This window comes from Micromonospora noduli, from assembly GCF_003264365.1.
Taxonomy (GTDB): domain Bacteria; phylum Actinomycetota; class Actinomycetes; order Mycobacteriales; family Micromonosporaceae; genus Micromonospora; species Micromonospora noduli.
Window position 1 is genome coordinate 45,383 of record NZ_PYAK01000024.1, and the last position, 17,328, is coordinate 62,710.

Below are 17,328 nucleotides of genomic sequence, written 5' to 3' on the forward strand. Positions count from 1 at the left end.
CGGACACGGCGGGCGGCCGGTTACCCGAATGAGGAGTCGAGCATGAGAGCGGTCGGACTGCTGCGCTACGGCGGGCCCGAGGTGCTGCGGGTGGTCGAGATTCCGACGCCGCACGCCGGCCCGGGCGAGGTCCGCATCCGGGTGCGCGCCGCGGCGGTCAACCCCGCGGACACGCTGATCCGCGCCGGTATGACGCCGGTGCGACTGCGCGGCAGCGACCCGCTGCTGCCCGGCCAGGACATCGCCGGCACGATCGACGAGGTGGGCTCCGGCACCAGTGGCGTACTCGCCCCGGGTGACCCGGTGATGGCCATGATCAACCCGACCCGGGCGGCCGGCGGCGGGTACGCCGAATGGGTAGTGCTCCCGGAGGCCTGGGTGGTGCCCGCTCCGGCGGGCGTGTCACTCGCCGAGGCGGCCACTCTGCCGTTGAACGGGTTGACCGCCCTGCACGCCCTGGACCAGTTGCGGCTGTCGCCCGGCAGTACCCTCGCGGTGACCGGCGCGGCCGGTGCCGTCGGCGGGTACGCGGTACAGCTCGCCAAGGCCGCCGGTCACCGGGTGTTTGCCGACGCGGCGCCGGGTGACGCCGACCTGGTCGCCGCGCTCGGCGCCGACGTGACGGTGACCCGAGGTCCGGGTGTCGCCGACCGCTTCCGGGAGCATGCCCCGGACGGGGTGGACGCCGCCGTCGACACCGCGTTGCTCGGTGGCGCGTTGCTGCCCGCGGTGCGCGAGGGTGGTGCCGTGGCGCTGCTGCGCGGCGGGCCCGATCCGGTGCTGCGCGCGCAGGCCGACCAGCGGAGGATCGACATGGTGTCCGCGTACGTGCACGAGTACGACGGGCGCCGCGACAAGCTCGACCTGCTTCGGCGGCTCGCCGAGGAGGGTGCGCTGACGTTGCGGGTCGCCGGCCGGTTCCCGCCGCAGGAGGCGGCCCGCGCGCATGAGCTCCTGGAAGCGGGAGGGGTACGCGGCCGGTTGATCATCGAGTTCTGATTCCGCCGCCGGCACCAACGGAGCATGGCGGTCCACTCACCGGCGGCAGTGCCTACCCGTCGTCTGCTGGGTCGCGGTGCGACGGGCCGGCCGCCTTCGACGAGACGGCCGGCCGGCCCGGAATCACGGTGGTCTGGCGGCTCCGCCAGCGGTGGAGCCGGCCCGGGTCACAGCGGCGGCGCGATGTCCCGCCGCTCCTCGACCTGGCGGTACTCCACCGGCTGCTCGGTGGTGGTGACGACCTGGCGGCGGCGACCCCAGATCAGCGTGGTCATGATCAGGCCGAGCACGCCGGCGCCCATCAGGATCCAGCCGACCACGTCGAGGTTGATGCCGCCGACGCTCGCGTCCAGTGCGAAGGTGAGGATCGCGCCGAGCGCGATCAGGAAGATGCTGGTGCCGATACCCACGACAGCCTCCTTAAGGGGGTGTGGTGCGCTGTCGAGCCCTTCAGTACCCCGGCCGGGACCAGCGCAACCGCGACCGGTCAGGGTGCCGTGCCAAGCGATCTTGGCATCGGGTAGAGTTCACCTGTCGCCGGCGCTTGCCGGGGACGTGCGGACGTAGCGCAGCTGGTAGCGCATCACCTTGCCAAGGTGAGGGTCGCGGGTTCGAATCCCGTCGTCCGCTCGCGATGTGCCCCACGGGGCCACCACGGGCGATTGGCGCAGTGGGAGCGCGCTTCCTTGACACGGAAGAGGTCACTGGTTCAAACCCAGTATCGCCCACCATCTACAAGCGGATCAGATGACCCGTTACCGGATATCCGGTAACGGGTCTCGCCGTTTCCGCTTCCCGCACGGGGAGACCATCGGTCACTCGCCGGCGCGGAGCACCTCGCTCAGCCGGTCGCGTCGCCGCAGCGCCGACTCGACAGGTACGACAGCGGCGGCCGTCGCCAGCAGCGCCACGCTCACCAGGCCCAGCAGCCACCACGGCAGGACCGCCGCCGGGTCGGCGGCCTGGCCGGTGAGCAGCCGCAGGTCGAGCGGGCCGAGCGTCAGACGTGCGAGCAGGGCCCCGAGTAGCGGGCCGTACACCGCGGTGACCACTACCGGCGGCAGCAGCTCTCCGGCGGCGACCCAGCGGGCGTCGCGTGGCCGCAGGCCGAGGGTCCGCAGCCGGGTCAGGGTCTGCCACCGCTGCGACGCACCGGCGGCCGCGGCGAGCGCGAGGCCGAGCAACCCCAGCGCCAGCAGCACCCCGGCGGCCGTCCACGCCAGCCGTACCAGCCCTGCCGTGAGCGGCGCCACCCGCTGCGCCCGCAGGACGTCCGCACGCAGCACGACGTCGGAGGCGACTCCGGTGTTCGACACGGCTCGCTCCGCGCCGGGGCCGGTCACCCAGACGGTGTTCGGAACGGCGGGCAGCCCGGCGTCGGCGAGGGCCGCGGCGTCCACGATGACGACGTTGTTGACGCCGCCGACGGAGGGAGCGGTACCGACGGCGGCGAGTCGGATCGCCGGGGCGTCTTCCCGAGGTAGCTGCAGTCGCGTGCCGGTGCGCAGATCGCCGTCACTCGAGCGGACCAGCGCTGGGACCTCCCCGGGGCCAGGACCCGGTGCCGTGAGCCGGGCCAGCGCCGGCGCGTCGGGCAGCGGAGTGGTGGCCAGCAGGCGCCGGAACGCTGCGGTGTCCACGATGACCAGGCGTGGGGTGAGCAGCGTCGACTCGGTGAAGACGCGTGCGGAGTCGGTCACCTGCGCGACGACAACCTGCTCCACCCCTGGTGCGGCGGCGATGCGCTCGGCGAGTGCGGGCGTGGCGGCCTCGGCGTCGGCGCCGACGTCGAGGCGGGCGTCGGCACCGACGGTGCTCCACGCGCCGTCGGTCACACCCCGGGTGGCGGTGGCGCCGAGGATGAGCGCGAACGACGCGAGCGCCGTGGTGCTGACCAGAACCAGCAGCGGCAGCGCACGCCCGGCCGTTGTGGCCGCCTGGGCGGCACTGAACACGGCCAGCGGGCGGCGTGAGCGCAGGGCCTGTCGGAGCGCGAACCGCGCCCCGAGGGGCAGGAGCCGGAGCAGGACGAGCGCGCCGACGAGCGCGCCCAGAGCGAGGGCGCTGACCGGCAGGATGAGGTCGCCGGTCAGCTCACCGGTGGCGCTGTCGGAGGCGACGGGCAGGAGCCCGCGCTGGTGCAGTGTGACGAAGGCGGCGACCGCGGCGATCAGGACGGCGGCCTCCACTGCGGCGCGGCGCAACTGGCCGGTGGCCCGGATCCAGCGCCGAGCGGCCGGGTTGGCGGGTTGGCGCCGGTCCCGGCTGGCGCGGGCGGCGGCGAGGGTGCCGAACGCCGGCCCGGCGAGAGCGCCGGCCAGGACCACGGGAACGGCCCAGGTCCAGGAGACGCCCGGAGCGGCGGCGCGCGCGAGCGCGAGCCCGACGGCGGCGGCCGACAGGGACACCACTGTGGACTCGATGATCAGTTCCGCACCGAGGTCGGGTAGCGCCGCCCCACGCTGCCGGGCGGCGCTCAGCACCGGGGTACGGCGGCGGACCAGCAGGTCGGCGGCGAGCAGCAGGACCAGCACCGTGGCGGTCAGTACCCCGGCGAGCAGGACGGCGGCCTGTGTGGAAGCGGCGTTGTTCCGTGCACGGGCGTCGCGCAACGCGATGTCGAGCTGCGATTCCCACTTCAGGGATTGCTCGCGGTCGCCTGACGAGCCGGAGGTCGCCTTGAGCTTGACCACCTGGCTGGCGAGCGCCGCGGTGCCGTCCCAGGTGAGCGCGTCGGGAACGGGTGCGAAGTGGACAGCGCGCCGTAGTTGATCCTCGTCGACGGCGAGCCGGGCGTCCGGTAACGACTCGCGCGACAGCAGGCCGGCGAACCGGGTGGTCCCCACGCCGTCGGCGCCGGGCACGGGGCGCAGGAGCGCCGGGGCGAGCCGCCAGGCTGGGTCGGCGCTGTCCGTGGGTCGGTAGATCCCGCTGACCCGGACGTCCTTGTCGCGCCCCTGGCCGTCCCGGACCGGGATTCGATCGCCGGGGCCGAGGTCGAGTGCGGCGGCGTCCACCTCGGAGAGGCCGACCTGCACCGGCCAGGGCGGCCCGTCGTAGGGGGTCTCGACGTACTCGTCGGAGACGGCGGGGCCGGGCGGGCTTCCGGCGACCCAGGTCACGTCCGGGCCGCCGAGGTCACCGGCCAGGTAGGTGAACTGGAAGGTACGCGGCACGCTGCCGTCGGTGATGGTGAGGATCGGGCCATTGACAGCGGCGAGGGGCGGGAGTAGCGCGGCGTCCAGATCGGGCCCGAGCGCCGATGTCGCCCGGGCCCGGAAGTTGTCGAGGTCCTCGGCGAGGCTGGGCATCCGGACTCTCCCGCCGGTCGGCCCGTCGTCGCGTTCCCAGTTGGCGCGTACGAGGACGTTCGAGTCGTTGCCGGCTCGGCGGACCGTGTCCTGGACGGCCTTGTCGGCGGCGGCGCGGAGCAGCACCGGCGCGGCCCCGGCGAGCAGCGCGACGGCCGCGATGACGGTCGCGGTGAGCAGCAGCGGCCCGGCGTCGGCACGGCCACGGCCGCGGACGCTGGGCCAGTGCAGCGCCGGCCACCGGCGGGTCAGCCACCGGTTCACGGGGCCACCCGCAGGTGTGCGGCGTCGGCCCGGCGGACCTGGACGGTGACCACTACGGCGACCGCCAGCATGCATCCGGCCAGCAGTACGGCGAGAAGTGCGGCCTCGGCCGGCCACGGCCAGTGTGCCTCGGTGGCCGGGGCGGGCGCGGCACCGGTTTCGGAGCGCACGAGCAGGGGAGCGGCGACGCGGGTGACGAGCGCGCCGACGACGGCGCCCGCCGCGAGCAGGGGCAGAAGAACGGCGGCGTGCTGGCCGAGCAGCACGGCCCGGATGCCGCGCCGGGACATCCCCAGGCCGCGCAGCCGCGTCACCTCGACGGCGCGGACCTGGAGGTCACAAGTGACGTGCAGGACGACGCCGGCGAGCAGCAGCAGGGCCGCGGCCGGGACGATGAGGCGCAGCGCGGCCGGCAGCCCGGCGCGCAGCGGGCCGCTGGTGAGGCGGGCGGTCTCCGCCTCGCGGGTCGCGACGGTGCCCAGGTGCAGGGCGGTGGCCCGCTCGCCGGCGCCGGGGCCGGCTGGGTGGCCGACCCACCAGGCGTCGACCGGGAATGTCAGGTCGCCGGTGACGGCACGTGCGCGGGACAGCGTGTCCAGGTCGGCCAGGACGGCGACGGCGCCGGGGGCGGACGGTACGGCCGGCACGACCTCGGTGACGACGACCGGGACGGGCGTGATGCCGACAGTGACGCTGAGCCGGCTGCCGCTCTCGGCGCCGACCTCGCCGGCGAAGCGGGCGGAGACGGCCACGGGCACCGGGCCGGGGTCCGGGAAGGCGGTGGCGACGAGGGTCCGGGCGGCGTCCTCGGCGCCGCCGAGGTCGACGGTCGCGGCCATCCGCAGCGTGGTTCCCGTCGGGGTGGCGGACACCGTGACGGTCGGGTCGCTCAACCTGCTCGGGACGGGCGGCGCGGACGTGGCGGTCCAATTCGATCCGTCAGTGGGTGTTTCCGCCGACCCGGCGGGCGGCACGGTGAGTGTCACGGCTACGGCGACGCGTCCGCCGACGGAGTCGGCGGTGACCGGCAGGGCGACCGCGACGAGGCGCAGCCCGTCAGCCGTCGCGCAGGCGGGCAGCCGAAACTGCTGGCCGTCGAGCGGTACGGCGGGACCGGTGCAGGACGTGCGGAGGCCGGTCGCATCCTGCAGCATCAGCCGGGGCGTCACGGCGAGCAGGGTGTCGCCGGCGGTGGTCCCGGTCAGGACGAGCGGGGCGCCAGCCGGAACGGCGAGGCCGGTGACCCGGGTGCGTGGCGCCAGCGTGGCACCAACGTCCGCCCATCCGCTGTCGTTGTCCAGCCGCCCGCGCAGCAGCGCGTCCGCGCGGGTGGTGTCGACGGCGACCAGGCGCGGCGCGTCGCCGGCGCCGCCGAGCCATTGACCGACGGCGGTGCCACGGTTGAGGGCCGGACTCACGGCCCCCGCGGTGGCCGCGCTGACGATGGCACCGTCGCCGGCCACCGGCGCGGTGCTGAGGGTGAGTGCCAGGTCGGTGCCGACGGAGAGCGCGGCCTGGTCGCGCTGCGACTGGTGCCACGTGTCGTCGAAGGCGAGGCCGAAGGTTCCGGCCGCGCAGGCCAGCCCGACGAGCAGCCCGGCGGCGACCGCCTGTGGCCGGCGGGCGGCCTCGGAGACCGCCAGCGGAAGCGCCAGCCCGTGGGCGCGGTACGCCAGCCGGTCGGCGCCGCGAAGGGCGGGCAGTACCACCCGGAGAGCCAGGGCGGCGCCTGCGGTGAGCAGTAGCGCCGGCGCGAGCACCCGGACCGCGTCGGCGCGTGGGCTGGCGGCGGTGGGCTGGGCGTACAGCTGCCACCATCCGGCGGCGGCGAACACCGCGAGCATCAGGTCGCCGCCGGATCGGGCCAGCAGCTCGCGGCGGGTGCGCTGGTCGCCGGCTGCCGGGACGGGCCGGATCGCCAGGACGATGAGGACAGCGGCGAGCACCAGCGCGCCGCCGACGACCGCGAGGACCTGGGCAGCGGCGATGGCCGGCCGGACGGTCAGGCCGGCGCCGTCCAGCGGTGGCAGGTGGGTCAGGCCGGCGTGCAGGGCAGACGAGGCCGGTATCGCGAGCGCGGCGGCGACGGCGGCGACGAGCCCGGCCTCGAGTGTCGCGGTGGCGGCGAGTTGGCCACGGCTGGTGCCCAGGGCGGACCGCACGGCGGTCTCGTCGGCGCGGATGCCAGTGGTCAGCCGGCCGGCGAGGACGAGTGCCGTCGCGGCCAGGACACCGCCGAGGACGGCGACGGCGAGCACGACGGCGGCGGTGACGTGCCGTTGGTCGTCGGCGGCCCGCAGGGTCAGCGGCAGTTCGGAGGCGACACGTGCGAGCCGGACGCGGTCACCGAGGGTGCCCGCCAGCCGGCCGTCGGCGCCGTCGACGGCTGCGGCCACGGTCTCCAGGTCGTGGCGTTTGCTCTGGGACAGGTCAGGATGGGCGGTGACCTCCAGCCGGTCGACTGTGGCACCGGTGGTGACCAGGTCGGCGAGGTCGACGAGGAACGGGCCGTAGGCGTTGACCGGCTGCTGGAAGCGGCCGTCCCGGTAGCCGGTGGCGGAGCCGGCCGCGGCCAGCGGGTCGCGGTCCCAGCCACGCCCCGGCAGCGGGCGTACCACACCGACGACGACCACGTCGATGGCCGGGACGGGCGCGTGGGCCAGCTCGGCGCCGAGGCGTACGCGGTGACCGGGGGTGAGGCCGAGCAGTTGTGCGGTGGACTCCAGCAACACCGCGTCGCCAGGGTGCTGTGGCCAGCGCCCGGTGATCAGCTCGCTTCGGGTCGGCAGGTCGTCCAGCCCCGACAGGTACGCCTGAGCTCCGACGGTGGTGCCCTCGGCGAGTGCGGGCGGCAGCGCCCGCAGCACCGTCGACGCCCGCGCGGTTGTCGTCACCGGGAACGGTGCGAGCGTGGAGGCCACCACGGTGCGGGTGTCGGCGGCGACGGACGGCGTGTCCGGGCCCTCGACGGTACCGGTGTAGACGGTCACGTCGACGGCGGCGGGGGCGGCGCGGGCCATGGCGACCTCCAGCGCCCGCTCGGCGGTGCGGGTGGTCAGCAGGGTGCAGGTACCCAGCACTGACGCGCCGATCGTGACGACCCCGAGCAGGGCTGCCAGCAACGGCCACTGCGCGCGGGCGCGCCGGCTGACCAGCCTCATCGTCGCGTCACCCGGCGTCCGGCACGGGAGCGTACGGCTGCCCGACCGCCTGTTCGTCGAGCTGTCCGTCGTGGATGCGGATCACCCGGTCGGCCAGGGCCATCATCACCGCGTCGTGCGTCGACACCAGTACGGTGACGCCTTCGGATTCCACTATCCCGCGCAGCAGGGCCATCACCGACAGGCCGGTCTCGGCGTCCAGTTGCCCGGTGGGCTCGTCGGCGAGCAGAAGCTGGGGCGAGGCGGCCAGCGCGCGGGCGATCGCCACCCGCTGCTGCTGGCCGCCGGACAGCTCGGCCGGCCGTTGCCGGGCGTGGTCGGCCAGGCCGATCAGCTCCAGCAGCAACTCGACCCGCCGCTCGCGCTCGGCTGGGGCGACGCGGGCCATCCGCAGAGGTGCCGCGACGTTCTCCGCGGCCGACAGCACCGGGATCAACCCGAAGCTCTGGAAGACGTACGACACCTTCTCGCGCCGCAGCCGGGACAGGCCATCCTCGTCGAGCGCGGTGACGTCGGTGCCGTCGACGTGCACGGTGCCGGCGTCCGGGCGGTCCAGGCCGCCGATGACGTTGAGCAGGGTGGTCTTGCCCGAGCCGGACCGGCCGACGAGCGCCACCATCGAACCGGCGGCCACGTCGAACGACACGCCGTTCAGGGCGTGTACGACGGTCGGCCCGGTGCGGAAGCGCCGGTGTACGCCGCGCACGCTCAGCAGCGGCTGACTGCTCACTCGCCGCTTCCCGAGTCGGGGCGGATCGTGATGTGGTCGGGTTCCAGGGCCAGCCGGACCCGTCGGGTCAGCGCCAGCGCCTGGCGGAACTCGCGGGGCACCTGGACCCGCCCGGCCCGGTCCATCACGGCGTACTCCTCGGCGATCATGTGCGTGTCGCCTTCCGCGTCGGTGGTGGTGCGGCGCAGCACCTCGCTGCTGGTGCGCCCGTCCCGGATCGCGACGGTCCGTTCGACCTGGCCGCTGACCTCCGGATCGTGGGTCACCACGACGACTGTGACGCCGTAGCGCCGGTTGACGTCGCGCAGCACGCCGAAGACCTCCGCGGACGTGGCGGCGTCCAGCTCGCCGGTCGGCTCGTCGGCGAGCAGGACCCGCGGCTGGTTGGCCAGCGCCACAGCGATGGCGACCCGCATCTGCTGCCCTCCGGAGAGTTGCCCGGGTTGGCGATCGGCGCAGTCGGCGACACCGAGGCTGTCCAGCAGCTCGGCCGCGCGCTCCCGGCGCTCCTTCTTCGCGGTACGGGCCGCCGTCATCGGCAGGTCCACCATCTCCCGTGCGGTCAGGTAGGGGATCAGGTTGCTCGCCGTCTGCTGCCGTACGAACCCGACGGTGTGCCGCCGGTAGTCCACCCGGTCCGCGCGGGACATCGCCAGCAGGTTCCACCGGTCGACCCGGACCCGCCCGGCGGTGGGGGCGTCGATGCCGGCCAGGATGGAGAGCAGTGTCGACTTGCCCGATCCGGAGGCACCGACGACGGCGACCAGCTCACCGCTCTCCACGGCCAGGTCCAGCCCCTGCAGTGCCTGTACCTCGATCGAACCGGTCTGGTAGATCCGCACCAGGTTTTCGCAGACTATGAGCGCGTCCCGGCCGAACTCGGGTGCCCGCGCCGATGGCTGCGGCAGGGACAGCGGTGTGCTGGACACGCCTTCTCCGTCCGGGTTGTGCGCCTCGATTGCCCGTGCTGACGCAGATTGAAGCAGTTTCGCAATCGGCGGCTCCGTTGACCATGCCCTGGGCGGCTTTCCTGCATGGTGGACGAGGGGCCGATGTGAACGACCCGACCGGTGTCTCCCGAGCACCGGACCCGGGTTCTGCCGCGGGCAGATCCGCTGCCGGTGAACAGGGGTGCCCTTCGCCGGCCGGGGCCGGCACTGTGAAGCGCATGAGACTGCTGGTGCTGGGCGGTACGGGCTTCGTGGGCGGGGCCACTGTCACCGAGGCCGTGCGCCGCGGCTGGTCGGTGACGGTGTTCAACCGAGGGCTGCACGGCACGGTGCCGTCCGGCGTACACCGGTTGCGGGGTGACCGCACCGCGCCGGACGGCCTGGCCGCGCTGGCCGGCGGCGAGTGGGACGTCGCGGTGGACACCTGGGACGGTGCGCCCCGGGCCGCCGGCGACGCTGCCCGCGCCCTGGTCGACGCGGTCGGCCACTACGTGTACGTGTCCAGCGGCTCGGTCTACGCCGACCATGCGGCGGCGGGGTTGCATGAGGACTCCCCGGTGGTGGCCGCCGACCCGGGCTCCGTCGACGGCGACTACCCGCAGCTCAAGGCCGGTGCCGAGCGCGCCGTGCGGGAGGTGTTCGGTCAGCGTGCGCTGGTCGCGCGGGCCGGCCTGATCCTGGGCCCGGGCGAGGACATCGGTCGGCTGCCCTGGTGGCTACGGCGCGTCGAGCGGGGCGGGGACGTGCTCGCCCCCGCGCCGGCCGACCTGCCGGTGCAGTACGTCGACGTCCGCGACCTGGCGGGGTGGATGCTGGAGGCGGGCACCCGGCGGGTGCGCGGCACGTTCAACGCGGTCGGTCGTCCGGCGCAGACCACGATGGGCGAGCTGCTCGACGCGTGCGTGGCCGCCACCGGCGCCGACGCCCGGCTGCGGTGGACCGATCCGGCGTCGATCCTCGCCGCCGGGGTGCAGCCGTGGAGCGACCTGCCGATCTGGCTGCCGCGCGGGCATCCGTACCGGGGGTTGCTGGAGCAGGACGTGACCCGGGCGCTGGCTGCCGGGTTGACCTGCCGGCCGGTGGCCGAGACCGTCGGCGACACCTGGCGCTGGCTGCGCGAGGTCGGTGCGGTTCCGCCGCGTGCCGGGCGACCGCAGCGCAGCTCGATCGGGCTGGACCCGACCGTGGAGGCCGCCGTGCTCGCCGCTTGACCGTGTCCCGGCGGGTCAGGCGGACACCACCGGCAGGTCCAGCACCTCGTCGACGCTGCGTCGGGGGGTCGGCCGACCCGGCTGGCCGTACCCGATCCGCAGTGCCATCTGCGGTGTGCCGAACCGGCCCAGGGACACCCGCAGTTGTTCCCGCGCCGTGGGCACCTCGATGGGCTGGGAGAGCATCGACACGCTGAGTCCGACATCCGTGGCGGTGAGTAGCAGGCGTTGCAGGGCCTGCCCGGCGATCACCTGGTCCACGGCGGTGTTGCCCATCGAGCCCAGCACACCCACCAGGGGTTCCGGTTCGAAGTCCCGTCCGGGGGCGCGGTCGCGCCCACCGTAGCCGCGCGTCGGGAGGACGTCCTGCGGCTCGCCCTGCGGACCTCCGGCCGAGCCGGGCACGCCGTCCGGGGTCGACTCCCGACGCAGCCATCCTTCCCGTTCGGCCCGGTACGCGGGGTCGCGTTCCAGCACCCGGTGCGCGCTGCGCGCGATCTCCCCGAACGCGGAGACCGCGCTCACCCCGATCAGCAGCTCCAACCAGCACTGCTCGGCACGGGCCGCCTCGCCGAGGCGCCACCGGGCGTCGGCCGGCACCGGGTCCGGCCAGAACGGCAGGCGGTTGCTGAACCGGCGGGGGATGGCCGCGTACAGGCTCTGCTCGGCGGGGGTGGGCCGGCGCGGAAGGTCCGGTACCAGCCGAGCCAGCAGGTCCGGCTCGGCTCGGTCGGGGCGTAGCCGCACCTGGGCCGGGCTGCCGGCCACGGCCAGGGCGATCCGCAGGTTGAACAACGCCGCGCCGCAGGCGATCCGGAGACCCCACCCGCTCGGGTCGGTCACCGGCAGCCGGCGGGTGGGGTCGGCCAGCACCTCGATGCCGCCGTCGCGCAGCCGTAGCCGCCACGGTTGGGTGTTGTGCAACGACGGTGCCCGGACCGCGTCCACGGCGGCGGTCCGTAGCTGGGCTGCGGTGTAGCCGATGTCCATGGCGGTGCTCCTCTCCCACTGGGCCGGCGGCGGGTGGTGCCGCGGTGCCGGCGTACCTTCACGGTCCATCGTTCGGTGGTCGCCGAGCAGGGCCGGACGTCCCGACCAGTCGGGTCCGAGCGCCCGCTCGCCGCGTGCCGATCGGGACTTTCGGCCCGTGCGGTGGGCAGTGGGCAGCGGGTAGAAACGAGGAATGATCCGTGTGTTCCTCCTCGACGACCATGAGGTCGTCCGCCGTGGCCTGGCCGACCTGTTGCAGAGCAGCGGCGACATCGAGGTGGTCGGCGAGTCCGGCTCGGCGCAGGAGGCGGCCCGCCGCATCCCGGCGTTGCGGCCCGACGTGGCGATCCTCGACGCACGGCTGCCCGACGGCAACGGCATCGACGTGTGCCGTGACGTCCGCGCCGTCGACTCGTCCATCAAGGGACTGATCCTCACCTCCTACGAGGACGACGAGGCGCTGTTCGCGGCGATCATGGCGGGTGCCGCCGGGTACGTGCTCAAGCAGATCCGTGGCACCGACCTGGTCGACGCGGTGCGCCGCGTCGCGGCCGGGCAGTCGCTGCTGGACCCGGCGATCACCACCCGGGTGCTGGAGCGCATCCGCAACGGCGTCGAGCAGCCGCGCGAGCTGAGGTCGCTCACCGAGCAGGAGCGGCGGATCCTGGAGTACGTGGCCGAGGGGCTGACCAACCGGGAGATCGCCGGGCGGATGTTCCTGGCGGAGAAGACGGTCAAGAACTACGTCTCCAGCGTGCTGGCCAAGCTGGGCCTGGAGCGCCGCACGCAGGCCGCCGTTCTGGCCACGCGTCTGCTCGGCAAAACGCCCTGACCCAGGGGCGCGGGGGTCAGTCGCGCAGCGGCACGGCCCAGCGCACCTCGGTGCCGTGCGGCTCGGCCGGGGCGATCGTGAAGGTGCCGTCGAGGCGGCTGGCGCGTTCGCGAAGGTTGACCAGGCCGCCCCGGGCGGCGGCCGGGTCGCAGCCCACCCCGTTGTCGGTGACCATCACGGTGACCTGGCCGGCGTCGACGCGTACGACGACGTCGACGCGGGTGGACTGCGCGTGGCGGACCACGTTCGACAGCGCCTCGCGCAGCACGGCGGTGAGGTCCGGGCGGATGGCGTCCGGCACGGCGCTGTCCACCGGCCCGGTCAGCTCCAGGTGCGGCTTGAAGCCCAGCGCTTCGGCGGCCGCCTCGATCTCCGCACGGATCTCGGTGCGCAGCTCCGAGGTCATCGGCGTACGCAGCTCGAAGATCGTCCGGCGGATGTCCCGGATGGTGGCGTCCAGGTCGTCGACGGCCGCGTTGATCCGCTTGGCCACCTCGGGGCGGGCCATCGGCGCGGCGCTCTGGAGTTGCAGGCCGGTGGCGAAGAGCCGTTGGATCACCACGTCGTGCAGGTCGCGGGCGATCCGCTCGCGATCCTCAAGGACCACCAGCAGTTCCCGTTCCTCCTGGCCGCGCGCCCGTTCCATCGCCAGCGCGGCCTGCCCGGCGAAGCTGCCCAGCAGCGTCAGATCCTCCTCGCTGGCGCCACCGCCGCGCTCCGGCCGGTGCGCCACGATCAGCACACCGTGCAGGGTCTCGGCGGTGGCGAGTGGTGAGATCATCGCGGGGCCGGTGTGCAGCAGCGCCGGCCACGGCGCTGCGTGCGCCAGGTCGTCCACCTGGTCGTGCCGGCCCTCGGCGACCGCCGCGCCGAAGCTGGTGTCGACGGCGGGCAGGACCGCTCCGACGAGAGCGAGGGCCTGCTCGTCGGTGCCGTCGACCACCTCCACGGAGAACTGCTCGGTGTCGTTGTCGTAGAGCAGCACCAGTGCCAGCTCGGCCTCGGCGACCTCGCGGGCTCGGCGGGCGACCAACGCCAACGCGTCGATACGACGTACCTCGCCGAGCAGCACCGTGGTGATCTCGGCGGTGGCGGCGAGCCAGCGTTCCCGCCGGTGCGCCAGGGCGTACAGGCGGGCGTTCTCGATGGCCACGCCGGCGGCGGCGGCGAGCGCGACGACGATCTCCTCGTCGTCCTCGGTGAACTGCGCACCGCCCTTCTTCTCCGCCAGGTAGAGGTTGCCGAAGATCTGGTCCCGGATGAGGACCGGCACGCCCAGGAAGCTGTGCATGGGCGGGTGGTTGGCCGGGAACCCGTAGGAGCGGGGGTGCTGGGTGATGTCGGGCATCCGCAGTGGCCGGGGATCGTCGATGAGCAGGCCGAGCACGCCCCGCCCGTGCGGCAGGTCGCCGATCCGCTCATGCTGCTCGGGCGTGATCCCGTGGACGATGAAGTCGTGCAGCAGCCGGTCCGGGCCGACCACGCCGAGCGCGCCGTACCGGGCGCCGACCAACTCGCAGGCCGCCTGCACGATGCGTTGCAGAGTGGTGCGCAGATCCAGGTTGGTGCCGATGCCGACCACCGCGTCGAGCAGGGCCCGCAGACGCTCCCGGCTGGTCACCACCTCACCGACGCGGACCAGCATCTCCTGCAACAACTCGTCGAGACGGACCCGCGACAGCGGGCTCAGCCCGAGCGACGGTGCCGGGGACGATTCCGGACGGGGCGGCGGCACACTGCTGGTCACCGGGGGATGGTAGCGCCGGTGCCGCTCGTCGCCAGACCCGTCAGCCGACGGCCGAGGTGTCGACCACCTGCGCGGTGGTCAACCGCGGCGTGTGCGGCGGGCCGGCGTGTGCCGGGTCCGCGATGCCCAACCGCAGCACGAGGTACGGGAAGCCGATCCCGGAGAGCAGCTGCCGCAGGGTCTGCCGGGTGCCCGGCACCTCCACCACCGCGCTGAGCGGCACCACTGACACGCCGAGTCGGGTGGCGGTCAGCCAACCGGCGGATAGCGCCTCGCCGGCACGCAACCAGCTGTCCCGTTCGTCCTCGTCGCCGTGCAGCATCGCGTACACCGCCATCCGGTCGTGGCCCGGGCCTATCGGCAGGCTGCCGGGACGGCCGAAGTCCCGGCCCGGCACTGTGGTCTGCGCGGGCTGCTCGGGCAGCACCTCCGCCGGCAGGCCGGTGCCCGAGCCGGCCCGGCTGGTCCAGTACGCCAGCTCGGTGCGCAGCTCCGGGTCCTCGGCCTCGACCGTGTCGGCGTGCGCGGCGGTGGCGGCCAGCTCCAGCACCTGGTCACGGTCGAGGATCTGCAGCCGGCAGCCCTCCGCGTTGACCGCCCGGGTGATCTCCTCGATCGCTGAGGGCGGAACCGGCTCGTCGCTGACCGGCCGCCGGTCGGTGTGTCGCACCTGCATGCACTGCACCATGCGCATGGCGTCCGGGTCGGCCCCGGTGTGGCTGAGGTCGGTCAGCCGGGCCAGCAGCTCGCTGTCGCCCGGGTCGGGCAGCCGCTCCACCACGGCACGCCACCCCTCGGCGGCCAGCGCCAGTCGGGCGTGGTGCAGGGCGGTGCCGCAGCTGACCGCGAGCAGTCGCCCGTCGGGGTCGCTGGCCGCGAGCTGTCGGTCGGCGACCGAGCGCAGCTCCAACGCGTCGGGCAGCACCCGCCAGCGCCACGGCTGGGTGTTGTGCACCGAGGGGGCGTGGCCGGCGGTGGCGGCGGCCTCCGCCAGCGCGGTGGTCAGTCGACTTTCCTGACTCATGGTCACGACCTTTCCGTCTCTGCTCATCGTGCCGTACGCCGCGTCGCCGCGTCGGGGGTTGCCGCCTCATCCTGGGTCATCTAGTGGTGCGCGCGCAGGGGCCGCAGGTCCCGACCCCGCCGGGCCGTTACGCCCGCCGTACCAGGTCCGGTACCGCCACGGCCTCCGTCGACCGGGCGAAACGCCCAGTGTCCGGCCGTTGGCCGCCCACCGGCTGCGACGATGCGCAGGTGAGGGCCGAGCCGAGCGAGTGCGTACCGGAGCAGCCGGTCCGCGGAGGCGTGCGGCGGTGGTGGGCGTGGGCGCCGCTGTTCGGGCTCGGCTTCGGGGTGCTGGCCGGCGTGGCGCTGCGGATCGCGGACCGACCGAATGCGGCCAACCTGATCTGGGCATCCGTCACGGTGGCCGCGCTGCTGCCGGCGGCGTGGTCGATGCTGCGCTCGTTGTGGCGCCGGCACTTCGGAGTGGACGTGATCGCCGTGCTGGCGCTGGCCGGTGCGCTCGGCGTCGGGGAGTACCTGGCCGGGGCGGTCATTGCCGTGATGCTGGCGACCGGGCGGTCGTTGGAGTCGTACGCGCAGCGCCGGGCGACCCGCGACCTGCGGGCATTGCTGGCGCGCGCTCCGCGTACCGCCCGTCGGCGTGGGCCTGGCGGCGCGATCGAGGTGGTGCCGTTGGACCGGGTGGCGGTGGCGGACCGGTTGCTGGTCGGGCCGGGGGACGTGGTGCCGGTCGACGGGACGGTCGACGAGGCGGCCACGCTGGACGAGTCGGTGGTGACCGGGGAGTCGCGGCTGGTCCAGCGGGCCGCCGGGGAGGCGGTGGCCAGTGGTGTGGTCAACGCCGGCGCGGGGTTCGGCATGCGGGCGACGAAGAACGCGGCGCAGAGCACGTACGCCGGGATCGTCCGGCTGGCCCAGGAGGCGACCGCCCGCAAGGCCCCGATGGTGCGGCTGGCCGACCGGTACGCCGCCGCGTTCGTGCCGTTCACGCTGGTCCTGGCCGGGCTGGGCTGGTTGCTCTCCGGCGACGTGGTCCGGGCGGTGGCGGTGCTGGTGGTGGCCACCCCCTGCCCGCTGCTGCTGGCCACCCCGATCGCGATCGTGTCCGGCCTGTCCCGGGTGGCCCGGCGCGGGGTCCTGGTCCGCGACGGTGGAGCGCTGGAACTGCTCGGCCGGGCTCGGACACTGCTGGTGGACAAGACCGGCACGCTGACCGCCGGCCGCCCGCGCGCCGCCGAAACGGTCGTCGCCCCGGGTGGTGATCGTGACGAGGTGTTGCGCCTCGCGGCCTCGGTGGAGCAGTTGTCTCCGCACGTGCTGGCCGCCGCGCTGGTCCGGCAGGCTCGCGATCGAGGGCTGACACTGACCGAGCCGACCGGCGTCACCGAGGAGCCGGGACGGGGGGTCAGCGGCCGGGTCGACGGCCGAGTGGTCCGGGTCGGTCAGGTCACCGGGAAGCTGCCCGAGTGGGCAGATCGGGCGCGGGCCCGCACCGAGCTGGCCGGTTGGTCCGCGGTGTGGGTCAGCGACGAGGGTGGACCGCTCGGCGCGATCCTGCTGGAGGATCCGGTGCGCCCCGACGCTCGCCGGACTGTACGCCGGCTGCGTGCGGCGGGGCTGCGGCGGATCGTGCTGGTCACGGGCGACCAACCGACCACCGCCGCGCAGGTCGCGGCGATGGTCGGGGTGGACGACGTGCTTGCCCGCTGCACGCCGCAGGAGAAGGTGGCCCGGGTCCGGGCGGAGGCCGACCAGGCGGTCACGGTGATGGTCGGCGACGGGGTCAACGACGCTCCCGCGCTGGCTGAGGCGCACGTGGGCGTCGCGATGGGTGCGACCGGCGCGAGCGCCTCAGCGGACGTGGCGGACGCGGTGCTCACCGTGGACCGGCTGGACCGGCTCGCCGACGCGGTGGAGATCGCCCGGTACGCCCGGCAGATCGCCGTGCAGAGCGCCACCGTCGGGATGGGGTTGGCTGTGCTGGCGATGCTCGTGGCGGCGGTCGGACGGCTGCCCCCGGTCGCTGGCGCGTTCCTGCAGGAGGGCATCGACGTGCTGGTGATCCTCAACGCGCTGCGGGCACTGAGGGGTGGGCTGCGCCGGCGCG

General features: G+C 74.4%; 11 protein-coding genes, 2 tRNA genes and 1 pseudogene. 6 read left to right on the forward strand and 8 right to left on the reverse strand.

Annotated elements, in window-relative coordinates; translation table 11 throughout:
• Positions 1-42: 42 nt before the first annotated feature.
• The gene (locus GUI43_RS19090; RefSeq protein WP_112699425.1) at positions 43-999 is read left to right on the forward strand and encodes an NADP-dependent oxidoreductase; all 957 of its coding nucleotides are present in this window, start codon (positions 43-45) and stop codon (positions 997-999) included.
• A gap of 167 nt (positions 1,000-1,166) precedes the next feature.
• Here GUI43_RS19090 and GUI43_RS19095 read toward each other — a convergent pair whose 3' ends face one another.
• Complete coding sequence (locus tag GUI43_RS19095) at positions 1,167-1,409, reverse strand: DUF6458 family protein (RefSeq protein WP_091400768.1); 243 nt, start codon at positions 1,407-1,409, stop codon at positions 1,167-1,169.
• Between the two features lie 147 nt (positions 1,410-1,556).
• Between GUI43_RS19095 and GUI43_RS19100 the strand changes: the two genes are divergently transcribed.
• Both GUI43_RS19100 and GUI43_RS19105 read left to right on the forward strand, forming a co-directional pair.
• Positions 1,557-1,629 (forward strand) — tRNA-Gly (locus GUI43_RS19100).
• 26 nt (positions 1,630-1,655) lie between these two features.
• Positions 1,656-1,730, forward strand: a tRNA-Val gene (locus tag GUI43_RS19105).
• Between the two features lie 84 nt (positions 1,731-1,814).
• Here GUI43_RS19105 and GUI43_RS19110 read toward each other — a convergent pair.
• Genes GUI43_RS19110 through GUI43_RS19125 form a run of 4 tightly spaced genes read right to left on the reverse strand, consistent with a single transcriptional unit; the run spans position 1,815 to position 9,394 of the window.
• Positions 1,815-4,574 carry an FtsX-like permease family protein gene (locus GUI43_RS19110; RefSeq protein ID WP_112699426.1) on the reverse strand — a complete coding sequence of 920 codons (2,760 nt, stop codon included), beginning with the start codon at positions 4,572-4,574 and terminating at the stop codon, positions 1,815-1,817.
• Positions 4,571-7,735, reverse strand: coding sequence for a permease (locus GUI43_RS19115; protein WP_112699427.1), 3,165 nt, complete (start codon positions 7,733-7,735; stop codon positions 4,571-4,573). Before GUI43_RS19115 ends, GUI43_RS19110 begins: the two co-directional genes overlap by 4 nt.
• Positions 7,736-7,742: 7 nt before the next feature.
• A complete protein-coding gene (locus tag GUI43_RS19120) occupies positions 7,743-8,465 on the reverse strand; it encodes an ABC transporter ATP-binding protein (protein WP_112699428.1) in 723 nt (240 codons plus the stop codon).
• Positions 8,462-9,394, reverse strand: a complete 933-nt coding sequence (locus GUI43_RS19125) for an ABC transporter ATP-binding protein (protein WP_112585054.1) — start codon at positions 9,392-9,394, stop codon at positions 8,462-8,464. Before GUI43_RS19125 ends, GUI43_RS19120 begins: the two co-directional genes overlap by 4 nt.
• A 239-nt stretch (positions 9,395-9,633) precedes the next feature.
• On the opposite strand from GUI43_RS19125, the gene GUI43_RS19130 reads away from it, so the two are divergent.
• A complete protein-coding gene (locus GUI43_RS19130; protein WP_112699429.1) occupies positions 9,634-10,626 on the forward strand; it encodes an NAD-dependent epimerase/dehydratase family protein in 993 nt (330 codons plus the stop codon).
• A 15-nt stretch (positions 10,627-10,641) separates the two neighbouring features.
• Here the strand turns inward: GUI43_RS19130 and GUI43_RS19135 are convergent, their stop codons facing one another.
• On the reverse strand, positions 10,642-11,616 hold the full coding sequence (locus GUI43_RS19135; protein ID WP_112585058.1) for an Acg family FMN-binding oxidoreductase: 975 nt from the start codon (positions 11,614-11,616) through the stop codon (positions 10,642-10,644).
• Positions 11,617-11,809: 193 nt separating this feature from the next.
• Between GUI43_RS19135 and GUI43_RS19140 the strand changes: the two genes are divergently transcribed.
• Entirely contained in the window at positions 11,810-12,448 is a 639-nt protein-coding gene (locus tag GUI43_RS19140; RefSeq protein ID WP_030488585.1) for a response regulator, read from the forward strand.
• Positions 12,449-12,464: 16 nt separating this feature from the next.
• Here the strand turns inward: GUI43_RS19140 and GUI43_RS19145 are convergent, their stop codons facing one another.
• Both GUI43_RS19145 and GUI43_RS19150 read right to left on the reverse strand, forming a co-directional pair.
• Positions 12,465-14,138 carry a sensor histidine kinase gene (locus GUI43_RS19145; protein ID WP_428842223.1) on the reverse strand — a complete coding sequence of 558 codons (1,674 nt, stop codon included), beginning with the start codon at positions 14,136-14,138 and terminating at the stop codon, positions 12,465-12,467.
• Positions 14,139-14,235: 97 nt separating this feature from the next.
• Positions 14,236-15,219 carry an Acg family FMN-binding oxidoreductase gene (locus GUI43_RS19150; RefSeq protein WP_112699430.1) on the reverse strand — a complete coding sequence of 328 codons (984 nt, stop codon included), beginning with the start codon at positions 15,217-15,219 and terminating at the stop codon, positions 14,236-14,238.
• Positions 15,220-15,449: 230 nt separating this feature from the next.
• Between GUI43_RS19150 and GUI43_RS19155 the strand changes: the two are divergent.
• Positions 15,450-17,327 (forward strand): annotated as a pseudogene (locus tag GUI43_RS19155) (heavy metal translocating P-type ATPase); the annotation flags it as partial.
• Position 17,328 lies beyond the last annotated feature (1 nt).